The organism is Amycolatopsis rhizosphaerae, from assembly GCF_007713715.1.
GTDB classification, from domain to species: Bacteria; Actinomycetota; Actinomycetes; order Mycobacteriales; family Pseudonocardiaceae; genus Amycolatopsis_E; species Amycolatopsis_E rhizosphaerae.
The window spans coordinates 1-22,441 of sequence record NZ_VJWX01000060.1; the positions used below are offsets into that span (position 1 = coordinate 1).

The window sequence follows — 22,441 nt, forward strand, 5'->3', positions numbered from 1 at the left end:
GGCCCGGGGGACACGGACCGCACCGACCGCTCATCACAACACGCCCCCACCGCGCCCTATTCCCGCCGGAAGCGGTCGGGTCGGGAAAGATCTTGCGGGTGTGTGTCGATCCGCGGCACATCCCGTTCGACCTCAGGGCGAGAGGGTCCGGAGAGCGGACCCGGAGACAGGGAGTACCGACCATGAAGTACATGCTGATCATGCGCGCCACCGACGAGGCCTTCGCCAAGATGGGGGAGGTCGACTTCAACGAGATGCTCGCGACCATCGGCAAGTACAACGAGGAGATGATCCGCGCCGGCGTGCTGCTCGCCGCGGAGGGCCTCGCCGACGCCGCCGAAGGGGTGGTCGTCGACTACTCCTCCGAGCCGCCGGTGGTCACCGACGGTCCGTACGGGGAGACCAAGGAGCTGTTCGGCGGGTTCTACATCCTCAGCGTCGCGTCGAAGGAGGAGGCGATCGAGTGGGCCAAGCGGTCGCCGGTCACGGGCGCGGGGTTCAAGACGGAGATCCGCCGCGTCACCACCATCGACGAGTTCCCGCAGGACAACGAGTGGATCCAGAAGGAACGGGCGTGGCGCGAGGCCAACGGCCAGCTCTGAGGGGATCGGTTTCCGATGGCGGATCACACCGGCCGTGAGGCCGTCGCAGCGGTCTGGCGGATCGAGTCCGCCCGGATCGTCGGCGCGCTCGCCCGGTACACCGGCGACTTCGCGCTGGCCGAGGACCTCGCCCAGGAGGCACTGGCCGAAGCGCTGGTGACCTGGCCGCGCGACGGCGTGCCCCGCAACCCCGCGGGATGGCTGCTCACCGTGGGCCGGCGCCGTGCGATCGACGCGTTCCGCCGTCGTTCCGCGCTCGACGCGAGATATGCCGCCTTCGCCCATGACCTGGGCGAGGGCGGCATCTTCTCCGGGAGTGAGCCCACCGATCCGGCCCGGGAGGCGGAGGACGTGCTGTGGGACCCCGACCAGATCGACGACGACCTGCTCACGTTGATGTTCGTCTCCTGCCATCCCGTGCTGTCCCGGGAGGCGAGGGTGGCACTCACCCTGCGCGTGGTCGGCGGTCTGACCAGCGACGAGATCGCCAGGGCGTTCCTCGTGCCGACCGCCACCGTGCAGGCCAGGATCACCCGCGCGAAGAAGACCCTCGGCGCGGCCAGGGTGCCGTTCGCGGTGCCGCCTCCCGAGGAGCGGACCGACCGGCTCGGTTCGGTGCTCAACGTGGTCTACCTGATCTTCACCGAAGGCTCCTCGGCCAGTACCGGCGAGGAGCTGATCCGGCTCGATCTGACGAGCGAAGCACTGCGCCTGGCGCGGGTGCTGACCCGGCTGGTGCCGGGCGAGGCCGAGGTCCACGGCCTGCTGGCGCTGCTCGAACTGACCGCGGCGCGCTTTCCCGCCCGCGTCGGGCCGGACGGCGAGCCGGTGCTGCTGGAGCACCAGAACCGCCGCCGCTGGGACCGTGCCGCGATCCGCCGGGGTCGAGCGGCCCTCGCTCGCGCCGGACAGGCCGGACGGGGCCTTGGCGCCTACGGCCTGCAGGCGGCGATCGCCGAATGCCATGCCGTGGCCGCCTCGGTCGGTGAGACGGACTGGGAGCGCATCGTGCTCCTCTACGAGGCGCTCGGCAGGCTCGCCCCGTCACCGGTGGTGGACCTCAACCGCGCGGTGGCGGTCTCCATGGCCCGGGGCCCGGCCGCGGCGCTGCCGATCGTGGACGAACTGGCGGCCACCGCGTCGCTGCCTGACTCGCACCTTCTCCCGACCGTCCGCGGTGAACTGCTCACCCGTCTCGGACGCACCGACGAAGCCCGCGCCGAACTGGAACTCGCCGTGCGGTTGTGCGGCAACGACCGCGAGCGAGCCGTGCTGGAGCGCAAACTCGCCGACCTTGACGGATCGTGACAGCCGACACGGCCGCCAGTCGTAACGATCCCCTTCAGCCGCCGATTGCCGGAGGAGCTACCTAGTAGAAAGCGGCCAAAGTGGACGACAACGCCTTCGCCCCGCCCGAGGAACCTCCCGCACTGCGGGATCCGGACTGGCGGCGCTACGCCCAGCAGGAGGCGTGGGTGGACCTGCCGGCACAGCGGCGCCGTGCGCGACGGCGGCGGCGTTTCGTCGCGCTGGCGGCCGTGGTGGCCGTCGCGGTCGGCGGCGGGGCCCTCGTGTACTACTGGGGAATCCCGGCGTACCGGGGCTATCTCGCCGACCGGCAAGAGGGTCCGAAGGGACTACCGGACCGGGGGCGCGTGGACCTGGCGAAGCCCTTCGAGCACACTGCGGCGCAGAACTGGTCCGAGGGCATCGCCGGACTCACCACCCCGCCTGCTGCACAGGTCGGCACCTTCTCGCCCAGCGAAACCGCCGACGCGGTGGAGGCGGTGAAACGGACCATCGTCGCGTCCTTCCTGGACCGGGAGGTCATCGCCGACCACAGGCCGGACCACTTCGCGGCCTCGATCGCGCCCGATGCGGCCCGCTGGGAGGTCACACCCGAGGGTTTGCGGGCGGGTTCCTCGGTCATCTTGGTGGCCGACGGATTCCGGCTGCTGCCCGTGTCGCCGAGGATGACCGGCAGTCTCACCACAAGGCCGGGCGATCCCGGAAAGCTGACGGTGCACGCGAGTTTCGTGGTCGCCTACGCGTTCGACCCCGGCGGCAAGAAGATCGACGGCCCCAGTGACATCGAGCCCTTCCTCCGCCAGGAGATCGACTACGTGGTGGTCTCCGCGGCGGCGCCAGGGTACGAGAAGACGAGCATCGGGGTCTGGCCCGGCCGGGCCGAAGGGGTCTTCTACGCCGCCGCCTGCAAGGCAATACGGAAGAACCAGCTCGCCCCGATGCTCTACCCCGAGGAAACCACCGCCCCCACCGAGTCAGGCCCCGTCGTCACCGGCCCTGGCATGTTCGATCCGAGCAAGCCCCTGCCGCAGGCCACCGAGTGTCCGTGAGCGTCTCCATGACCACCTCCCGGTTCGGCGGCATCGACTCCCCCTCGCATGTCCACGGCCGCGGATCCGCGTGAATTCTGCGGTCTACCGGGGTGCGGTGTCCGTCCGGGTGATGGTGCGCGGGGTGCCGAAGGCCGCCAGCTTGTCCGGGTTGCGGATGCCGTAGCCGTGGCTGACCACGCCGTCGACGATCTCCAGCAGGAAGACGGCTTCGAGGTGATCGCCGGTGTAGATGGCCATCGCGGGTTCGCTGTTGCAGTCCACCGGCTCGATCCGCACGTCCGGTCTGCTCCGGAACGCACCGAACAGTGCCAGGAGAACCGCGGCCACCCGTTCCGCGCCCGTCATCTCCAGCGGGCGCATCGCGATGACCTTGCCGCCGCTGTCTGTGGTCCAGGTTACGTCGGGGGCGAGCATCGACAGCAGGCCTTCCAGGTCCCCGGTGGCCGCCGCCGTCAGGAACCGTTCGGTGACTTCCGCCGTCCGGGCGGCGTCGGCGGGCCCGAACCGCCTGCGCCGCGCCTGCACGTGCCTCCGGGCGCGGTAAGCCATCTGGCGCACCGCGACCACGGATTTGCCCACCGCCGCGCCGATTTCGCCATAGTCGAAGCCGAACACCTCGCGCAGGACGAACACCGCCCGCTCGTCGGGGGTGAGCGTTTCGAGCAGGACGAGCATTCCCATCGAAACCGACTCGGCGAGCACGATGTCGGCCGAGGCGTCGCGATCGGTGAGCAGCAGCGGCTCGGGCAGCCACGGGCCGACGTAGTCCTCGCGGCGGCCCGCCCTGGCCCGTAGCGCGTTGAGCGCCTGCCGGGTGACCAGTTGTGCCAGGTACGACTTGGTGTCGCGCACCCTGGCGAGGTCCACCCGCGACCAGCGCAGGTAGCTGTCCTGCAACACGTCGTCGGATTCCGTTGCGGAGCCGAGGATTTCGTAGGCGATCGTGAACAGCAGCGGCCGCAGCAGGGTGAAGCGCTCGGCGTGCTCGTTGAGGGCGGTCACCGTTTCCCGGCCTTCCCGGGTGCGAAGGTCGCCTGCTCGGGCCGCCTGCCGCCCTTGAACCAGACCAACGAGCCGGGCTTGCGGGCTTCGCGGCGGATCCCCCACAGCGTGCCCTTGGTGGCCGCCTCCTTGATCGGCGCACCGATTCGGCCGCCGACGTAGAAGCCCACCGCCGTGTCGTCCTTGCGGGCGATCTGGGTTATTCCGGCCTTCCGGCCGAGGCTGACGTTGGATCCCAGGAACGCCGTGTCCAGCCTGGCAGGCTCGGCGCCGTCGATGCGGCTGAGCACGGTCTCCGCGGCTATCGCGCCGAGGGGTCCGGCGGCCTGACAGCTCATCCGCAGTGGCCGGTTCGACGGTGCGGCGGCGTCGCCGGCCGCCAAGACGCGTTCGTCGTCGATGCTGGTCAGCGTCTCGTCGGTGAGGAGCCGCCCGAGCGCGTCGGTGCGCAGCCCGCTGCTCGCGGCCAGTTCCGGCACGCCGAACCCGGCGGTCCAGATCGTGACCGCGCCGGGCAGCGTCGTGCCGTCGGCCAGCACCGCGCCCTTCCGGAGGACCTCGGCCACCCGCACGTTCTCGATCACCTCGACCCCGTGTCCGGCCAGCCACTTTGCCACGAAGCGCCGTCCCCGCGCCGAGAAGGTCGGAGCCAGTTCGCCACCGCACACCAAGGTGACGCGGTAACCCTGTTCGGTCAGCTCGGCGGCCGTCTCGATCCCGGTGAGCCCGCCGCCCACGACCGTGACCGGTGCCTCCGGCGCGAGCTCGCCGAGAGCCGCGCGGAGCCGCTGAGCGTGCTCCCATTCGGCTATGGGGTAGGAGAATTCGGCCGCGCCCGGTACCGACGAAGGCGTCGCCGCGGTGCTGCCGACCGCGTAGATGACGTAGTCGTAGCGGAGTGCGTCCCCCGAGGCCAGCCGAACGGTCCGTGCGGCGGTGTCGATGCGGATGGCCTCGTCGACGACCAGCCGCACGCCGTCCGCAAGCAGCGCATCGTAGTCGGCGGTGGCCTCGCCGGTACCGGCCACGAACTGGTGCAGCCGAAGACGCTGGACGAACCTCGGGCGCGGGTTGACGAGGGTGACATCGACGTCGGCGCGCTTCCGCAGGCGGTTGGCCGCGATGGTGCCCGAGTAGCCGCCGCCGATGACGACGACCTTGGCGATGGTGCGAGTCTGATCGGTCATGCCCCCGAGACACGGCCGGGTGCCGACGCATAACAGAACGTGGTGCACACCACTGCGCGGGCAACCAGGATCGGTTGCGGCCACGCCGGAGGGGCCGTTGTCGGCTGTTGGCCGGTGTGGCAGTTGGTCAGCGGCGGCTGGTCACATCCCACAGCATCGCAGTGTCGAAGCCCCCGGAGGCCAGGGTGCGGCCGTCGGGGCTGAACGCCACGCTCCAGACCATGTGGGTGTGGCCGGTGAGCGGCGCGCCGACCTGCTGATGGCTGGGCACGTCCCACAGCCGCACCGTCCTGTCGTTGCTTGCGGTGGCTAGGGTGCGGCCGTCCGGGCTGAACGCCACGCTATTGACGGCGTCGGTGTGGCCAGTGAGCGGCTGGCCGACCTGCTGATGGCTGGCCACGTCCCACAGCCGCACCGTCCTGTCGTTGCTCGCGGTGGCCAGGGTGCGGCCGTCCGGGCTGAACGCCACGCTCGCGACTTCGTCGGTGTGGCCAGTGAGCGGCTGGCCGACCTGCTGATGGCTGGCCACGTCCCACAGCCGCACCGTCCTGTCGTTGCTCGCGGTGGCCAGGGTGCGGCCGTCCGGGCTGAACGCCACGCTATTGACGACGTAGGTGGGGCTGGTGATGATGGTGTCGTTGGGGTTGGTGAGCGGCTGGCCGACCTGCTGATGGCTGGCCACGTCCCACAGCCGCGCAGTCTGGTAAAGGCTTGCGGTGGCCAGGGTGCGGCCGTCGGGGCTGAACGCCACGCTATTGACGACGTCGGTGGGGCTTTTGAGCGGCTGGCCGACCTGCTGATGGCTGGCCACGTCCCACAGCCGCACCGTCCTGTCGTTGCTCGCGGTCGCCAGGGTGCGGCCGTCCGGGCTGAACGCCACGCTTATGACGGATTGGGTGTGGCCGGTCAGCGGCGCGCCGACCTGCTGATGGCTGGCCACGTCCCACAGCCGCACCGTCCTGTCATAGCTTGCGGTGGCCAGGGTGCGGCCGTCCGGGCTGAACGCCACGCTCGCGACTTCGTCGGTGTGGCCGGTGAGCGGCGCGCCGACCTGCTGATCGCTGGCCGAGGGTGTGCTGCTGCCGCTCGCCAGGGTCAGCGCGACCCCGCCGCCGAGGCCGACCAGCGCGGCGACGACACCCATGACCACACCCGTCTTCCAGGACCTTCTGGGCGGGATGCCGCCGACATGGCCAGACTGCTCTGGTCCGCGCTCCTGCACCCCCTCGCCAACGGGGCCTGGCTGTGGTGCTTGTGGTCGCGGATCGGCCACCTTCGGTCCTCCCAGGTTCCTGCTGGCCGCCCACGCGCGATGCGGCCACCTAAGCTCGTCCGGTCACGGTAGCGGCGGTCGATGAGTTTCTTATGACACGACAACACTGGCTCGGCGCCATCAGGGCCCACCCGCTGACAGCGCCCGCCAAGCCCCCGGTCTCCTCAGCCGCCGTCGCGAACCAACTCAAACCTGAACTTGCCGCATGACTCAAGCGACCGACAGGAAAGCGCTCTCCGCCCCGCCGCGACCTCGTTTTCGGCCCAGCCGTGGCCGTTGCGCCCTTCGGTGACCATCAGCAGCACGCGGCGCCGCAACTCGGCGTCGGCGACGTTGCCGCCGGACTTGCGCAGCCAGGAGGCGAATTCGCGGGCGAGCGGCTCGATCGTCTTCTCGCTGTGAGGCGGCCCGAGGACGTTCACCGGCGGAACATCGCGACCCAGCTCGGCGGGCTGCTCTGGCAAGGCCAAGACAACGGCGGCGACGACGGCCGGAGGCCGCCCGTACCCGCCTGACGAGGGCAACTGAGACGGAAACTGAGACTGGCCCCGGCCAGGGAGCAATCCTCTACGGGAAACTCCCTGGTCGGGTTGGAGCCGACAAGGGGACTCGAACCCCTGACCTGCTGTTTACAAGACAGCTGCTCTACCAACTGAGCTATGTCGGCATGGGCCGCGCACATCATATCCACCGAGCCGGGCGGGCCTCCCCGCGCCACGGGATGACCGGTCGGAGTCCATCGACACCCATCCATCACGGACTGTTACGAACCCGAGACCGGCAGCGTCCGCGCAACCACGTTTCCAACGTGCTGACCAGCACAGATCATCATCCAGCGTGATCGCGGATTGTAATGGTAAGCTGGTGCTTACGATCAGCATGAACACAGCATCCACCGAGCCCGACCGACCCGATCTCGCCGCGATGGTCGTCCCGCTAGGACGCGCCCTGACCCGGCTCGAGGAACCGATCGTGCGCGAGCACGGCCTCGCCCCGTGGGCCTACACCGTCCTGACGGCGCTCGCCGAAGGACCGCTCCGCACCCAAAGCGCCCTCGCCGAACGGATCCGGGCGGACAAGACGCGACTCATCCCGGTACTCGACGACCTTCAGCAGCGCGGGTTGATCGAACGACGGCCGGATCCCGCCGACCGGCGGGTACGGCTGCTCGCGGCTACCGTCGAAGGCCGGGAGAAGGCACTGAAGGCGCAGGCGGAAATCCGGCAGCGGGAAGACGATCTTCTCGACCGGCTCCCCCCGGAGGACCGCCGGTCCTTCCTGCGCGCCCTGCGGACCCTCGCCGGGAACCTGCCCTGACGGCCGGCTCCAGCCACGTTAGTTGATCTTCGACAAAGTGGCGCACGCCACGGTTGCTTTCTTGCAACGCCGGGCGGGCGCGCGACGATGCTCACCGGGAGCTTTTCCTTAAGGAGGTGGAGGTCCGATGGAGGACAACCAGCACGTCCGGGTCCCGATCACCCGGCGACGTGGCTGGCACATTCTCGACGCACCGCCGTGGGACCCGAACGACCAGCGGGCCCAACGGCGCAGGCGCGCCCCCGGTCCGCGACGGCGGGCCTGGCAGATTCTCGAAGCACCCACCGGGGAGCGGCCCGCCCCGGCCACCGGCAGCGAACACGGCCCGTCGGTTCCCGACGACGCCACCGTCAACTTCGTCCTCGACCTGGTCCTGCGGATCGGCGAGGTGCAGATGGCCAGCGGCGCCGGCGCTTCGGACGTCACCGCGACCATCCTGTCGCTCACTTCGGCGCTCGGCCTTCCGCACTGCGAGGTCGACGTCATCTTCACGTCGATCACCGTCACCTGTCACCGCAGCACCGGCATGGCCCCCGTCACCGCCCTGCGTGTGGTCCGCTCCCGCGGCCTCGACTACACACGGCTGTCGGCGACCGAAATGCTGGTGCAGCAGATCAACCGCGGCAACCTCAGTGCCGAAGAGGCCTACGCCGAACTGGACCGGATCACCCGGGCACCGCACCCATACCCGCGCTGGGTCGCCACGCTGGCCTGGGGCGGCATGGCCTTCTTCGTCACCCTGATCATCGGCGGCGGCCTGGACGTGGCGCTCGGCGCGCTCGTCATCTCCGCACTGGTCGACCGCCTCGGCCGCCAGCTCAACAAGTACGCCCTGCCGTTCTTCTTCCAGCAGGTCCTCGGCGGGTTCGTGGCCACGGGACTGGCCACCCTCGCGGTGGAGACCGGTCTGGTACCCACCAAGTTCTCCACGCTGGTCGCCTCGGCCGCGATCACCGTGCTGCTGTCCGGGCTGTCCACCGTCTCGGCGGTCCAGGACGCCATCACCGGCTACAACGTCACCGCGGCCGGCCGCACCATGGAAACCGGGTTGATGAGTGCCGGACTCATCACCGGCGTCGCCCTCGCCCTGAACGCGGCCAAGGTGCTCGGATTCGGCCAGGTGGTCCCGGAACTGCCCGCGCAGACGGCGCTCGGCCTGCCCGTGGTCACCGCGGCCGGTGCCGCGGCCGCCGCCTGCTTCGCGCTCGCCAGCTATTCCACGCTGCGGTCCCTGCTGGTGGCCGGGGCCGCCGGGGCGATCGGCGCGGGGGTGTACGGCGGGCTGGTGTTCGCCGGGTTCGACCCCATCAGCTCCTCGGCGGTCGCCGCGACCCTCGTCGGCTTCTGCGGCGGGGTGCTGTCACGACGGCTGAGGGTGACGCCTCTCGTCGTCGCGGTTTCGGGGATCACGCCCCTGCTGCCCGGTTTGTCCACGTACCGTGGCCTCTACGAACTGGCTACCCAGGCGAACGGCAACATCTCCACCCTGATGAAGGCGGTCGCGATCGGCCTCGCGCTGGCCGCGGGCGTGGTGCTCGGCGAGTACCTCGCCCAGCCGGTCCGCAGCGGCCTCGGCCGGCTCGAACGGAAGCTGTCCGGTCCCCGGCTGGCCGGGCCCCTGCGGCCGTCGCAACGTCGCCTGGAGTAATCGGTTGGAGCCACCGCGCGGTCGATCTTGCCGCATGGCGACGAGATAGTGTTCATGGTGCCGCGCCCGACGAGCGAGGGAGCAGCTAGCGTGAGCGAACCAGGTATCGGGAAGGCTTCGGCCGATTTCGTCGTCGTCGCCAACCGGCTTCCCGTCGACCTCGACCGGTCCTCAGACGGCACTCAGCGCTGGACCGCGAGTCCCGGCGGCCTGGTGTCCGCACTGGAGCCCTTCCTGCGCTCCCGCAAGGGCGCCTGGGTCGGCTGGCCCGGCGTGCCGGGGGTCGAGGTCGATCCCTTCGCCGACGACGGCCTGGTGCTCTACCCGGTGACACTGAGCGGCGACGAGGTCCGCGACTACTACGAGGGTTTCTCCAACGCCACGCTCTGGCCGCTCTACCACGACGTGGTGGCCCCGCCGGTGTTCGAGCGGCGCTGGTGGGAAAGCTACGTCAAGGTCAACCGCCGGTTCGCCGAGGCCAGCGCGAGCGTCGCGGCCGAGGGCGCCACCGTGTGGGTTCAGGACTACCAGTTGCAACTGGTGCCGAGCATGCTCCGGGAACTGCGTCCCGACCTGCGCATCGGTTTCTTCCTGCACATCCCGTTCCCGCCGGTCGAGTTGTTCATGCAACTGCCCTGGCGCGCCGAGATCGTGCGGGGGCTGATCGGGGCCGATCTGGTCGGGTTCCACCGGCCGGGTGGGGCGCAGAACTTCCTGTGGCTGGCGCGCACCCTGGTCGGGCTGGAGCCGAGCCGCGGTGCGGTCGGCGTCCGGTCCCGGCCCGGCATGATGCAGGTCGGCAACCGCACCGTGCGGGTGGGCGCCTTCCCCATCTCGATCGACGCGGCCGGTCTGGACGGGCTCGCTCGCACGAAACAGGTGAGTGAGCGCGCCGCCGAGATCCGCCGCGATCTGGGCAATCCCCGCACGGTGCTGCTCGGCGTGGACCGTCTCGACTACACCAAGGGCATCGACCTGCGGTTGCAGGCGCTGCACGAACTGCTGCACGAAGGCCGGATCCGGCCCGAGGACGTGACTTTCGTGCAACTTGCCACGCCCAGCAGGGAACGGGTCGAGCACTACCAGCGCATGCGCAGCGACATCGAGCAGATGGTCGGGAGAATCAACGGGGAATTCGCGCGCGTTGGCCGGCCTGTGGTGCATTATCTGCACCAGTCGGTGAGCCGGACCGAACTGGCCGCGTTCTACTCCGCGGCCGACGTCATGGTCGTGACACCACTGCGAGATGGGATGAACCTGGTCTGCAAGGAGTACGTCGCCTGCCGTCACGACCTCGGCGGCGCTCTCGTGCTGTCCGAGTTCGCCGGTGCGGCCGCCGAACTGACCAGCGCGTTCCTGGTCAACCCCCACGACCTCGACGGGGTGAAGAACGCGTTGGAGGCTGCCATTACGCTCGACCCTGCCGAGGGCCGGCGTAGGATGCGTGCTTTGCGCCGCCAGGTCCTCACCCACGACGTAGACCGGTGGGCACGTTCGTTCCTCGAGGCGCTCGGGTCCGAACCGGCTTCCTGAATCAGCCGACTGTCCCTCATTGACGCTTTGAGCTCCTTAAGGAGGAGTGTTGACCGCCGAGTCCCTGCCCGCCGAGCTGCGGCGCGCGATCGTGCAGATCGCCCGCACGCCGCGACTGTTGGTCGCGTGCGACTACGACGGGACGCTGGCTCCGATCGTGACCAACCCGGACGAGGCGCGCCCGCTGCCCGAGTCGGTGGGTGCGCTCCGTTCGCTGGCCGGACTGCATGAGACCACCGCGGCGGTGATTTCCGGGCGGGCGCTGCGGGATCTGGCGATCCTGTCCCGCCTTCCGTCCGAGGTGCACCTGGTCGGCAGCCACGGTTCCGAATTCGATCTCGGTTTCGTGCACGCGCTCGACGCCGAAGCCCGCGATCTGCACCGCCGTCTCGAGCACGAACTCGAAGAGCTGGTACGGGACGTGCCCGGCGCGCAGCTGGAGGTCAAACCGGCCAGCATCGCGGTGCACGTCCGCCGCGCCGATCGCGAGGACGCGCGCCGCATCCTCGACGAGGTCCACAATGGACCGTGCCGCTGGGCCGGTGTCTCCACCACCGACGGCAAGGAGGTCGTCGAACTCGCCGTCGTGCAGACCGACAAGGGCAGGGCGCTGGACACGCTGCGCCACCAGGTCGGGGCGACCGCGGCGGTGTTCCTCGGCGACGACGTCACCGACGAGAAGGTGTTCGCGCGGCTGTCCGGTCCCGACCTCGGCATCAAGGTCGGCGACGGGGAGTCCCTGGCGGACTACCGCGTGGACGGCACCGAGGACGTCGCCACCGTGCTGGCGTTCCTGCTCGAAGAGCGGCGCAACTGGCTCTACGGCGAACAGGCCCCGCCCATCGAGCGGCTGTCCCTGCTCGCCAACGAACGGTCCGTCGCGCTGATCACCCCCGACGCACGGCTCACCTGGCTGTGCCACCCCGGGCCGGACGCGCCCGCGGTGTTCGCCGACCTGCTGGGCGGCACCGCCGCCGGGCACTTCTCGATCGGCCCGCACAAGGGCGGCCTGCCCCTCGGCCAGCGCTACCTGCCCAACACCATGACCGTCGAGACCCGCTGGTCCCGCCTGCTGGTCACCGACTACCTGGAACCGCACGGTCCCGCCCACCGCACCGATCTGGTCCGGGTGATCTCGGGAACGGCGATGGCCTCGGTGATGTTCGCGCCACGGCCGGAGTTCGGCGCGGTCCCGGTGAACCTGGTGCGCGAGGCAGACGGCCTGCGCGTCGTGGGCACCTCGGAACCGTACGTCCTGCGGGCTCCCGGCGTGGAATGGGAGATCAGCAACGACGGTCTCCACGACACCGCCACCGCTATCGTGCAGCCGACCGCCGATTCGCCGGTGGTGCTCGAACTCCGCTGCGGCACCGACGACCTGCACCCGCACGAGCTGTCCGAAGTGGACCGGAGGGCCAGGGCGGGCAGGTACTGGAGCGAATGGGCCGCCGGGCTGAAACTGCCCGGCGTGGAGGCCGATCTGGTGCTGCGCTCCGCGCTGACGCTGCGCGGGCTGTGCAACAGCGACACCGGTGGCGTGCTGGCCGCGGCCACCTCCTCGCTGCCCGAGGAGATCGGTGGGGTCCGCAACTGGGACTACCGGTACTGCTGGATCCGCGACGCCGCGATGACCGTGCGCGAGCTGGTCGGTTTGGGCTCGCTCACCGAGGCCGACGGCTACCTGCAGTGGCTGCACGGCGTGCTCGGCACCCTCGCCGGGCCCGAGCGCCTGCACCCGCTGTACACGCTGGCGGGCACCCCGCTCGGCGCCGAAGCCGTCATCGACACGCTGCCCGGCTACGCCGGTTCCCGCCCCGTCCGGGTGGGCAACCTCGCCAACCACCAGGTGCAGCTGGACGTGTTCGGCCCCGTCGTCGAGCTGGTCTGCTCGGTGGCCGAGGTACGAGGCGACCTCCGGGACCAGGACTGGGAACTGGTGCGCGCGATGGCCGAAGCGGTCACGCGCCGGTGGTACGAGGCCGACCACGGCATCTGGGAGGAACGGCACGTCCCCCGGCACCGGGTGTACTCGCGCGTCATGTGCTGGGTGACCATCGACCGCGCGATCAAGCTCGGCGAGATCTACGAGCGCGAAATCCCGGAGGGCTGGCACGGACTGCGCGACACGATCGCCCGAGACGTGCTCGAGAACGGCTGGAACGAGGAGGTGCAGGCCTTCACCACCGCCTACGACGGCACCGACCTCGACGCGGCCTCGCTGTTCGTCGGGCTCACGGGGCTGCTCGACCCCTCAGACGACCGGTTCCAGTCCACCGTGACCGCGATCGAAGCCGAACTGCGCAGCGGGTCGACCGTGTACCGCTACCGGCGCGACGACGGGCTGCCCGGCGACGAGGGTGGCTTCCACCTGTGCGCGGCGTGGCTCATCGAGGCCTACCTGCTCACCGGACGGCGCACCGAGGCCGAGGAACTGTTCGAACAGATGGTGGACGCCGCCGGCCCCACCGGACTGCTGCCCGAACAGTACGACCCGATCGCCGAACGATCCCTGGGCAACCACCCCCAGGCCTACTCCCACATCGGCCTCATCCGCTGCGCCAAACTCCTGGCCCAACAGTAGGCAGCGTCCCGCTGTGCTCCGGGACGACCTCCCGGAGCACAGCGGGAACCAGCCGGATCAGGCCCGGTGGGCGGCGTGGAGCGCGTCCGCGACGTTGCCCACCTCGAGCACCCGGATGCCGTCGGGCAGCTTGCCGGGATCCGGCGGGACGATGGCGTGCGTGAACCCGAGCCGGGCCGCCTCCGCCAGCCTGCGCCCGACCCCGGTGACCCGCCGGATCTCGCCCGCGAGCCCGACCTCCCCGACCGCGACCAGTCGCGGCGAAAGCGCCACGTCGCTCAGCGAGGACGAGATGGCGAGGATCACCGCCAGATCGACGGCGGGCTCGGTCACCTTCATCCCGCCGACCGTCGCGGCGTAGACGTCCTGCTCGCCGAACCGCACTCCGGCACGCTTCTCCAGTACCGCCAGCACCATGCCGACGCGCGCCGCGTCCAGGCCGCTCACCGCCCGCCTCGGCTGCGGCAGGCTGCTCTTGGACACCAGGGCCTGCACCTCGCACAGCAGCGGCCGCTTGCCCTCCACGGTGACCGTGACGGCCGTTCCCGGGACGGCCTCGGCATGCCGGTTCAGGAACAGGCCCGACGGATCGGGGACGCCCACGATGCCGTCGTCGCGCAATTCGAAGCAGCCGATCTCGTCGGCCGCGCCGAACCGGTTCTTCACCCCGCGGATCAGGCGCAGGGTGGAATGCCGATCGCCCTCGAAGTGCAGGACCACGTCGACGAGGTGCTCCAGCACACGCGGGCCCGCCACGGACCCGTCCTTGGTGACGTGGCCGACGAGGACGATCGGGAGGTTGCGTTCCTTGGCGAGCGCGACCAGGCCCGCGGTCACCGCGCGGACCTGGGTGACCCCGCCGGGCGCGCCCTCGGCCTGCGGAGAGGCCATGGTCTGCACGGAGTCGACGATCAGCACCCCCGGCCGCACCGCGTCCACGTGGCCGAGGATGGCCGAAAGATCGCTCTCGGCGGCCAGGAACATTTGTTCGTGCAGGTTTCCGGTGCGCTCGGCACGCAATCGGACCTGGCCAGCCGACTCCTCGCCCGTGACGTACAGCGCCGCGCCCCGCTCGCCCGCGGCCCACTGGTAGGCCACTTCGAGCAGCAGGGTGGACTTGCCGACCCCGGGCTCACCGGCCAGCAGGACGACGGCTCCGGGCACCAGTCCGCCGCCCAGCACCCGGTCGAGTTCGGACACGCCGGTGGGCCGGGCCCTGGCCGCCTCGAGATCGACCTGCGCGATCGGCCTGGCCGGGGCGCTGGGCGCCCCCGCGGCGACCCTGGCGATCGCCGGGCGCGCGTCGCCCCGTTCCTCGACGGTGCCCCATGCCTGGCATTCCGGGCACCGTCCGACCCATTTCGCGGCCTCGTACCCGCATTCGGCGCAGCGGTAGCTGATGCCCTTCTTGACCACGGCTGGAGACGTTAGCGGCAGCCACCGACAGTTTCCGTGGCCGCCCCGGCCCCGTCAGCCGTGGGGCTTCTCGACCGTGGTCTCGCAGGTGAGGGTCTTGGTGGGGGCGGCGATCGGCAGATCGGCGTTCACCGTCCCGGCGTTGCGGAAGGTGAAGGTGACCGGGATCAGCTGGCCCGGCCACAGCGGCGCCTTCAGGCCCTGCAGCACGATCGAGGCGCTGCCGACGCCGGGCGCGGTGCTGGGGGTGGCGCTCGCGGAGGCGGCGGACTCGGCCTGGTTCGCCTGGCCGACCACGACGCGGCTCACGCCGGCGATCGTCTTGTCACCCGAGACGGTCGCCCCGGAGGCACCGGTCGAGGTGACGGAGAGGAGTTCGTCGGCCTGGTTGCCGTCGTTGGCGATGGTCAGCGTCAGCGGCGCGTTGGAGCCGGAGGCGTAGGCCTGCAGGCACTGGTTGTTGTTCACGACGGCGGCGTTGCGCACGGAGATGGCGCCGGCCTTGACGGAGGCGCCGTTGACCGCGGGCGGCATGGTGTCGGTCTGAGTGATCTGACCCGCACCGCACCCGGCGAGCACCAGGGCGGCACCCGCGCCCAGTACGCCCGTGGTGAGCACACGACGATTCTGCAGCCTCACGGTCTTCAGTCCCTCCTAGAGCCCGCCTTACCAGTGGGCAGAGTAACCCGGCGCCGAACGCACCCCGGCACCCGGTGGCATTGTGGCCCCGGAGCTGTCCACAGTGGACTTCCGAGCAATCGGCGAAGGACCTGCATGAGCACGCCAAAAATGGATTTGTCAACCCCCTCGACCCTCCCGACAGGGCCCTGACCTGCGAGGACGATCTCAGCCCACTAGGTGGGTTCCCTCGCAACGTGCTACCATGGAGGCAGCGAAAGGGGCAGAGGACACATGGTTTTCAAGGTCGGAGAGACCGTCGTCTACCCGCACCACGGTGCCGCACTCATCGAAGCCATCGAAACCCGCGTGATCAAGGGTGAGGAGAGGCAGTACCTCGTCCTCAAGGTCGCGCAGGGGGATCTTACGGTTCGCGTCCCCGCGGATAACGCCGAGATCGTCGGTGTCCGGGACGTCGTCGGCCAGGATGGCCTGAACCGCGTTTTCGACGTGCTGCGTGCTCCGCACACCGAAGAGCCCACGAACTGGTCTCGTCGGTACAAGGCCAACCTCGAGAAGCTCGCCTCGGGCGATGTGAACAAGGTGGCCGAAGTGGTGCGCGACCTCTGGCGGCGAGAGAAGGACCGTGGCCTTTCCGCTGGTGAGAAGCGGATGCTGGCCAAGGCCCGGCAGATTCTGGTGAGTGAGCTTGCCCTCGCCGAGGGCACCGACGAGGGCAAGGCGGAGACGCTCCTCGACGAGGTGCTGGAAACCGCGGCGGTTTAGCGTCACCCCGGTTGCGCACGGCTCGTGTCCGGGCGCACTCGGCAGGGTGGCCGCGTGGGCGGCCCGGTGAACGTGCCCGTAGGTTCACCGGTGACATGACAAAGATCGCCGCACTGGTCATCTCCGATACCGAGGGGCCGGACATTCTTGTCCGCGTCCATGGCGAGCCACTACTCGCACACACCCTGCGGGGTCTGTTCGAAGCGGGTTGTGTGGATCGCGTGGTCGTCGCCGCCTCGGCGCGCGGGCTCGAAGCCTGCTCCGAGATCGTGGGGAAGATACCCGGCGCCCGGCAGCGGTGCCGGGTACTTCCCTGTGGCGCCGACCGCGCCGAATCGATCCGGCTCGCGTTGGACGCCCTCGACTCGTTCGACGCCGGGGGCGCACCCCACGACGCCATCCTGGTGCACGACGCGGCCAGGCCGTTCGTTCCGCCCGTCACCGTGCGCGCGGTGGTCGACGCGGTCTTGCGAGGGGCGGAGGCAGCCGCCCCCGTGTTACCCGTCACAGACACCGTCAAACTTGTCGACGGCGAGGGCGTGGTCGTCACGACGGAGGACCGCTCGCGCCTGCGCACGGTCCAGACTCCCTTCGGTTTCACCGAATCCGTGCTCCGCGACGCAGGTGAGCGCGGCCTCGATCCCCTGGCCGACCCGCCCGCTACCGTGCGGACCGTCGCCGGGCATCCCCACGCGATCCGGCTCGCGACGCCCTTCGATCTGGCGGTCGCGGAAGCGTTACTACTCGAGGAGCGAGCTTGAGGGTCGGCACCGGGGTGGACGTCCACCCCGTCGAAGAGGGCCGTGAATGCTGGATCGCCGGGCTGTACTGGGAGGGAGTGCCCGGATGCGCCGGGCACTCGGACGGGGACGTGGTCGCCCACGCGCTCTGTGACGCGATGCTGTCGGCGGCCGGCCTCGGCGATCTCGGCGGGGTGTTCGGCACGAGCGATCCGCGCTGGTCGGGCGCGCACGGCGGCGAGTTCCTGGCCGAGACCCGGCGGCTGATCACGGCCGAGGGCTGGCGGCTCGGCAACGCCTCGGTCCAGGTCATCGGCAACGCACCCCGGGTCGGCACCCGGCGCGCGGAAGCTCAGGCGGTGCTGAGCGAGGCCGCGGGCGGGCCGGTCAGCGTGAGCGGTACCACCACCGACGGCCTGGGGCTCACCGGCCGCGGGGAAGGCGTGGCCGCGATCGCCACCGCCCTGCTGCTCCCCGCGGACGCTTAGCGAATCGTGTACCGGCCTGACCGGCCGAATGACCGGGCAGCGAGCCGAACATCACTTAGGCCACACCCGGCACCTCGTTCCCGATAACCTGGGACCGTGGCGATTCGAGCCGTGATGTTCGACTTTTCCGGCACGCTGTTCCGGCTGGAGCAGGACGAGACCTGGCTGAGCGATCTCACCGACGGTGATGGTGAACCGCTCGACATCGAGGCGCAGACCGAGCTCATGCGCCGCATGACCGCCCCGAGCGGCACGGTCGTGGAACTGGACGAGGAGTACCAGCACGCCTGGGACAACCGGGACCTCGATCCGGACCTGCACCGCAAGATCTATCTCGAGGTGCTCCGGAAGTCGGGCCTGTCCCGGCCCGAGCAGGCCGAGGCCCTGTACCGGCGACTGGTCGACCCGGGCGAGTGGACGCCCTATCCGGACACGGCGGCCGCGCTGAAGGGCGTCGCGGCCGGGGGTGCGAAGGTCGGGGTGCTCAGCAACATCGCCTTCGACATCCGCCCCGCGTTCGGTCTGCACGGCCTCGACCAGCACGTCGACGAGTTCGTGCTCTCCTACGAGGAGGGCGCGATCAAACCCGATCCGGCGATCTTCGGGATCCTGCTCGACCGCCTCGGGGTGGCCCCCGGCGAGGCCCTGATGATCGGGGACAGCGAGGAGGCCGACGGCGGGGCCCGGGAGCTGGGGTGTGCTTTCGCCCTGGTCGACCCGGCGCCGACGGACGTGCGGGTGGACGGCCTGCTGACCGTTCTGCGCGAGCACGGGGTGCTGTAACGCCTCTCCCTGGCGAGCCCCGTACCATTTCAGGGTGGCCCTTCACCTCTACGACACCGCGACCCGGAGCGTGCGGGAGTTCCATCCCGCCCGTAGTGGAACGGCGTCCGTGTACGTGTGTGGGGCGACCGTGCAGGGCATCCCGCACATCGGGCACGTCCGCGGCGCGCTGAACTACGACGTGCTGCGCCGCTGGCTCGTCCACAGTGGACTAGACGTGCTGTTCGTGCGCAACGTGACCGACATCGACGACAAGATCCTCACCAAGGCCGCGGACCACGGCAGGCCGTGGTGGGAGTGGGCCTTCCAGCACGAACGCGCCTTCGAAGACGCCTACACCGCGCTGGGCTGCCTCCCCCCGTCGATCGCGCCGCGCGCCACCGGTCATGTCAGTCAGATGGTGGAGCTCATGCAGCGCCTCATCGACGCCGGGCACGCCTACGCGGCCGGCGGCGACGTGTACTTCTCGGTGGCCACGTTCGACGGTTACGGCGCCCTGTCCCGCCAGAAGCTCGACGAGGTCCAGCAGGGCGAGAGCCTTGGCGAAGGCAAGCGCGACCCCCGCGACTTCACGCTCTGGAAGAGCGCGAAACCGGGCGAGCCGTCGTGGCCGACGCCCTGGGGCCCCGGGCGTCCCGGCTGGCATCTCGAATGCTCCGCGATGGCGACCGCGTACCTCGGCGCCGAGTTCGACATCCACGGCGGCGGGGTGGACCTGGTGTTCCCGCACCACGAGAACGAGCGCGCCCAGTCGATGGCCGCGGGCGACCCGTTCGCCCGGTTCTGGCTGCACAACGCCTGGGTGACCCTCTCCGGCGAGAAGATGTCGAAGTCGCTGGGCAACGTGGTCTCCATCGAGGCGATGCTGCGCGACTACCGGGCCGTCGAGCTGCGCTACTACCTCGTCCAGCCGCACTACCGCTCGACCATCGAGTACTCCGACGGCGCCCTGTCGGAGGCCGCCCAGGGCTACCGCCGGATCGAACAGTTCCTGCGGCGGGCGGGCGGCCGGTCGGGTGTGGTCGGCCAGGGCGAACTCGCGCCGGAGTTCGTGGCCGCGATGGACGACGACCTCGCCACCCCGGCGGCGATCGCCGCCGTGCACAACGTGGTCCGCGAGGGCAACACGGCACTGGACGCCGGGCAGGACGAGACCGCTCGGACGGCCGCGGGTTCGGTGCGGGCCATGATGGGTGTGCTCGGCCTGGACCCGCTCGCCCCCGAATGGGCGGAGGGCGCCGGCGCCGAGACACCGGCCAGGCAGGCGCTGACCGATCTGGTCGACGACATGCTGGCCGAACGCCAACAAGCCCGCGCGGCACGCGATTTCGCCCGTGCCGACGCGGTGCGAGATCGGCTGCTCAAGGCCGGAATCACGGTCGAAGACACTCCAGATGGTCCGTTGTGGACCGTAAAGGACGCTTAGAAGATCATGGCTGGAAATTCGAAGCGCCGGGGTGCGATCCGCAATCCCGGCTCGAAGAAGGGTGCCGTCAAGGGTTCCGGCGGCCAGCGGCGCAAGGCGCTGGAAGGCAAGGGCCCGACGCCGCGCGCCGAGATGCGCCCCGGCCACCCCGCACAGCGGCGTGCCGCCGCGGCGGCCAAGGCCGAGCGGAGCCGGGAACGCAAGAACGAGGGCCCCGAAGTGATCGCCGGGCGCAACCCGGTGGTCGAGGCGCTGCGCGCCGGTGTGCCCGGCACGAGCCTGTTCGTCGCGCTGAACATCGACGCGGACGACCGGGTCAACGAGGCCGTGCAGCTCGCCGCCGACCGCGGCATCTCGATCCTGGAGATCCCGCGTGAGGAGCTGGACCGCAAGACCAACCGCGCGGTGCACCAGGGCCTCGGACTGCAGGTGCCCCCGTTCGAGTACGTGCACCCCGACGACCTGCTCGCCACCGCTCGCGACTCCGGGGAGCCGCCGCTGCTGGTGGCGCTGGACGGCGTGACCGACCCGCGCAACCTCGGCGCGGTGGTGCGGTCCGCGGCCGCCTTCGGTGCGCACGGCGTGCTGCTGCCCGCGCGCCGCAGCGCGGGCATCACGGCGGTGGCGTGGCGGACCAGCGCGGGCACCGCGGCGAAGCTGCCGATCGCGGTGGCCACCAACCTGACCCGCCAGCTCAAGGCGTGGGCGGACGACGGCATGATGATCGCCGGCCTGGACGCCGACGGTTCGGTCGACATCGACGGCCTGAACCTCGCGGCCGATCCGCTCGTGATCGTGGTCGGTTCCGAGGGCCGCGGTCTGTCCCGGCTGGTGCGGGAGACCTGCGACGTGACGGTGTCCATCCCGATGGCCGCCGGTGTCGAGTCCCTCAACGCCTCCGTGGCCGCGGCCGTCCTGCTCGCCGAGGTCGCCCGGCGGCGGCGGCAGGCGGGTCGCGTCTAGGACACCCGCTGGGGCGGCCTCGGACACCGGTCGCCCCGGCAAAACCCCCTGACACCGGCCGTTCCTCGCGGGCTTGTCGATATCCGGCCGGGGCGGCGGCACGGTCGGTTAAGGTCAGTGCGCTGATCCTGATGGGGGGCCCGCGCACCGATGTCGTTCGTTTCACCACTTTTCCTGTGGTATTTCATGCCGGCATTGCTGCTCGCTCTGCTGGTGCTGCCCAGGACGTGGCGCAACGGCATCATCGCGGTGGCCAGCCTGTTCTTCTACGCCAGCGGCGCCGGGGCGTTCACCCTGCTGCTGCTTACCTGCATGGTGGTGAACTTCCTGGTCGGCCGGGCACTGGAGCCCACCGCCTGGGGGATGAAGCCGAAACAGCGGCGCAAGCTGCTGATCGCTGTGATCTGTTTCGACGTGGCGATACTGGTGATCTGGAAGTACGCCGGATTCGCCACCGAACAGCTGGACTTCTTCGCGAAGCTGTTCGGCGGTGACTTTCCCGTCGTGCACCTGGCGCTGCCGATCGGAATCTCGTTCTTCACGTTCCACCACATTTCGTACGTGGTCGACATCCACCGGGGTGAGCGGCCCGCGTTGCGGAATCCCGTTTCGTTCGTGACCTACATCGCGATGTTCCCGCAGCTGGTGGCCGGGCCGATCGTGCGGTACCGGGAGATCGCCGACCAGCTGCCCCAGACGCGTTCGCACCGAATCGACGACATCGCGGCCGGTTTCCCCCGGTTCGCGCTCGGCCTGTGCAAGAAGACGATCGTCGCGGACTCGCTGAACCCGATGGTCGAGGCGTGTTTCGGCACCCCGAACGGCACCATGTCCTTCGGCATCGCCTGGCTCGGCGCCGTGGGTTACACGCTGCAGCTGTACTTCGACTTCTCCGGCTACTCCGACATGGCGATCGGCCTCGGCCGCATGCTCGGGTTCCGGCTGCCGGAGAACTTCGCCCGCCCCTACTCTTCGGTCACCGTCACCGAGTTCTGGCGCCGCTGGCACATGTCGCTGTCCCGCTGGTTCCGCGACTACGTCTACATCCCGCTCGGCGGCAACCGGCGGGGCGCGGCGAAGACCTACCGCAACCTGTGCATCGTCTTCGTACTGACCGGTTTCTGGCACGGCGCGAACTGGACGTTCCTGGTGTGGGGCTGCTACCACGGCGCGCTGCTGATCGTCGAACGCGCCTTCCGCCTCGATGAGACCCCCGCACGCCGCCCCGCACGGATCGCCCGCCGGACCCTCACCCTCGTGCTCGTCGTGGTCGGCTGGGTGTTCTTCCGCTCCCCCGACATCGGCCACGCGCTGACCATGATCGGGCACCTGTTCCTGCCCGACTTCTCCGGCCTCACCGACGTCGTCAACGCGGCGCTCACCAACCAGCGGCTGGTGATCCTGCTGGCCGCGCTGATCGTCGTGCTGCTGCCCGCACACCCGGTCACCGGCCCGCTGCTCGAGTCCTCACGCGGCCGCGCCGCCACCGGCCTGCGCGTCGGCATCATGACCGCGGGCCTGGCCTACGCCGCCATCCTCGTCGCCAACGGCACCTTCAGCCCGTTCTTGTACTACCAGTTCTGACGGGCGCAGGGTACGAGCTCGGCGATCTTGAACAAAACCGCCTCTGACCTGCACTGATCGGTCTCGACAGTTCTCGCGGTTTCTCACCCCTGACGGCCTGGAGACGGCCTGAGCGACGGGCCACCGTGATGCCC

At 70.1% G+C, this 22,441-nt stretch carries 20 protein-coding genes and 1 tRNA gene; 14 read left to right on the plus strand and 7 right to left on the minus strand.

Annotated features, from left to right (window positions below; genetic code table 11):
* The first annotated feature begins 182 nt into the window (after window positions 1–182).
* The 3 genes from FNH05_RS09165 (at window position 183) to FNH05_RS09175 (ending at window position 2,959) form a co-directional block, all read left to right on the plus strand.
* Window positions 183–602 (plus strand): YciI family protein, encoded by a 420-nt coding sequence (locus tag FNH05_RS09165; RefSeq protein WP_144586901.1) that lies wholly within the window; start codon window positions 183–185, stop codon window positions 600–602.
* A gap of 15 nt (window positions 603–617) precedes the next feature.
* Window positions 618–1,910 carry an RNA polymerase sigma factor gene (locus FNH05_RS09170; protein ID WP_144586902.1) on the plus strand — a complete coding sequence of 431 codons (1,293 nt, stop codon included), beginning with the start codon at window positions 618–620 and terminating at the stop codon, window positions 1,908–1,910.
* Window positions 1,911–1,990: 80 nt separating this feature from the next.
* On the plus strand, window positions 1,991–2,959 hold the full coding sequence (locus FNH05_RS09175; protein WP_144586903.1) for a hypothetical protein: 969 nt from the start codon (window positions 1,991–1,993) through the stop codon (window positions 2,957–2,959).
* Between the two features lie 84 nt (window positions 2,960–3,043).
* On the opposite strand, the gene FNH05_RS09180 is transcribed toward FNH05_RS09175, so the two are convergent.
* From FNH05_RS09180 to FNH05_RS09200, 5 genes are all read right to left on the minus strand, one after another.
* Entirely contained in the window at window positions 3,044–3,964 is a 921-nt protein-coding gene (locus tag FNH05_RS09180) for a sigma-70 family RNA polymerase sigma factor (protein WP_144586904.1), read from the minus strand.
* Window positions 3,961–5,151: an NAD(P)/FAD-dependent oxidoreductase gene (locus FNH05_RS09185; RefSeq protein ID WP_144586905.1), complete on the minus strand. Its 1,191-nt coding sequence runs from the start codon at window positions 5,149–5,151 to the stop codon at window positions 3,961–3,963. Before FNH05_RS09185 ends, FNH05_RS09180 begins: the two co-directional genes overlap by 4 nt.
* Before the next feature lie 127 nt (window positions 5,152–5,278).
* Complete coding sequence (locus tag FNH05_RS09190; RefSeq protein WP_144586906.1) at window positions 5,279–6,295, minus strand: WD40 repeat domain-containing protein; 1,017 nt, start codon at window positions 6,293–6,295, stop codon at window positions 5,279–5,281.
* A gap of 293 nt (window positions 6,296–6,588) precedes the next feature.
* Complete coding sequence (locus FNH05_RS09195) at window positions 6,589–6,846, minus strand: hypothetical protein (protein WP_144586907.1); 258 nt, start codon at window positions 6,844–6,846, stop codon at window positions 6,589–6,591.
* 169 nt (window positions 6,847–7,015) lie between these two features.
* Window positions 7,016–7,091, minus strand: a tRNA-Thr gene (locus FNH05_RS09200).
* Between the two features lie 212 nt (window positions 7,092–7,303).
* Between FNH05_RS09200 and FNH05_RS09205 the strand changes: the two genes are divergently transcribed.
* From FNH05_RS09205 to otsB, 4 genes are all read left to right on the plus strand, one after another.
* A complete protein-coding gene (locus FNH05_RS09205) occupies window positions 7,304–7,741 on the plus strand; it encodes a MarR family winged helix-turn-helix transcriptional regulator (RefSeq protein WP_144586908.1) in 438 nt (145 codons plus the stop codon).
* A 127-nt stretch (window positions 7,742–7,868) separates the two neighbouring features.
* Window positions 7,869–9,389, plus strand: coding sequence for a threonine/serine exporter family protein (locus FNH05_RS09210; RefSeq protein WP_144586909.1), 1,521 nt, complete (start codon window positions 7,869–7,871; stop codon window positions 9,387–9,389).
* 54 nt (window positions 9,390–9,443) lie between these two features.
* On the plus strand, window positions 9,444–10,922 hold the full coding sequence (locus FNH05_RS09215; protein ID WP_246127627.1) for an alpha,alpha-trehalose-phosphate synthase (UDP-forming): 1,479 nt from the start codon (window positions 9,444–9,446) through the stop codon (window positions 10,920–10,922).
* Between the two features lie 49 nt (window positions 10,923–10,971).
* Window positions 10,972–13,503, plus strand: a complete 2,532-nt coding sequence (gene otsB, locus FNH05_RS09220; RefSeq protein ID WP_186382461.1) for a trehalose-phosphatase — start codon at window positions 10,972–10,974, stop codon at window positions 13,501–13,503.
* A gap of 57 nt (window positions 13,504–13,560) precedes the next feature.
* On the opposite strand, the gene radA is transcribed toward otsB, so the two are convergent.
* The gene (gene radA, locus FNH05_RS09225) at window positions 13,561–14,919 is read right to left on the minus strand and encodes a DNA repair protein RadA (RefSeq protein ID WP_144586912.1); all 1,359 of its coding nucleotides are present in this window, start codon (window positions 14,917–14,919) and stop codon (window positions 13,561–13,563) included.
* 54 nt (window positions 14,920–14,973) lie between these two features.
* The gene (locus tag FNH05_RS09230) at window positions 14,974–15,558 is read right to left on the minus strand and encodes a copper chaperone PCu(A)C domain-containing protein (RefSeq protein WP_144586913.1); all 585 of its coding nucleotides are present in this window, start codon (window positions 15,556–15,558) and stop codon (window positions 14,974–14,976) included.
* Window positions 15,559–15,831: 273 nt separating this feature from the next.
* On the opposite strand from FNH05_RS09230, the gene FNH05_RS09235 reads away from it, so the two are divergent.
* From FNH05_RS09235 to FNH05_RS09265, 7 genes are all read left to right on the plus strand, one after another.
* Window positions 15,832–16,323 carry a CarD family transcriptional regulator gene (locus FNH05_RS09235; RefSeq protein WP_144586914.1) on the plus strand — a complete coding sequence of 164 codons (492 nt, stop codon included), beginning with the start codon at window positions 15,832–15,834 and terminating at the stop codon, window positions 16,321–16,323.
* 95 nt (window positions 16,324–16,418) lie between these two features.
* Complete coding sequence (locus FNH05_RS09240; protein WP_144586915.1) at window positions 16,419–17,084, plus strand: IspD/TarI family cytidylyltransferase; 666 nt, start codon at window positions 16,419–16,421, stop codon at window positions 17,082–17,084.
* A complete protein-coding gene (gene ispF, locus FNH05_RS09245) occupies window positions 17,081–17,551 on the plus strand; it encodes a 2-C-methyl-D-erythritol 2,4-cyclodiphosphate synthase (RefSeq protein WP_144586916.1) in 471 nt (156 codons plus the stop codon). Before FNH05_RS09240 ends, ispF begins: the two co-directional genes overlap by 4 nt.
* Window positions 17,552–17,647: 96 nt before the next feature.
* On the plus strand, window positions 17,648–18,334 hold the full coding sequence (locus FNH05_RS09250; RefSeq protein WP_144586917.1) for an HAD family hydrolase: 687 nt from the start codon (window positions 17,648–17,650) through the stop codon (window positions 18,332–18,334).
* 34 nt (window positions 18,335–18,368) lie between these two features.
* Window positions 18,369–19,760 carry a cysteine--tRNA ligase gene (gene cysS / locus FNH05_RS09255; protein ID WP_144586918.1) on the plus strand — a complete coding sequence of 464 codons (1,392 nt, stop codon included), beginning with the start codon at window positions 18,369–18,371 and terminating at the stop codon, window positions 19,758–19,760.
* Between the two features lie 6 nt (window positions 19,761–19,766).
* A complete protein-coding gene (rlmB, locus tag FNH05_RS09260) occupies window positions 19,767–20,723 on the plus strand; it encodes a 23S rRNA (guanosine(2251)-2'-O)-methyltransferase RlmB (RefSeq protein ID WP_144586919.1) in 957 nt (318 codons plus the stop codon).
* Between the two features lie 150 nt (window positions 20,724–20,873).
* On the plus strand, window positions 20,874–22,307 hold the full coding sequence (locus FNH05_RS09265) for an MBOAT family O-acyltransferase (RefSeq protein WP_144586920.1): 1,434 nt from the start codon (window positions 20,874–20,876) through the stop codon (window positions 22,305–22,307).
* Window positions 22,308–22,441 lie beyond the last annotated feature (134 nt).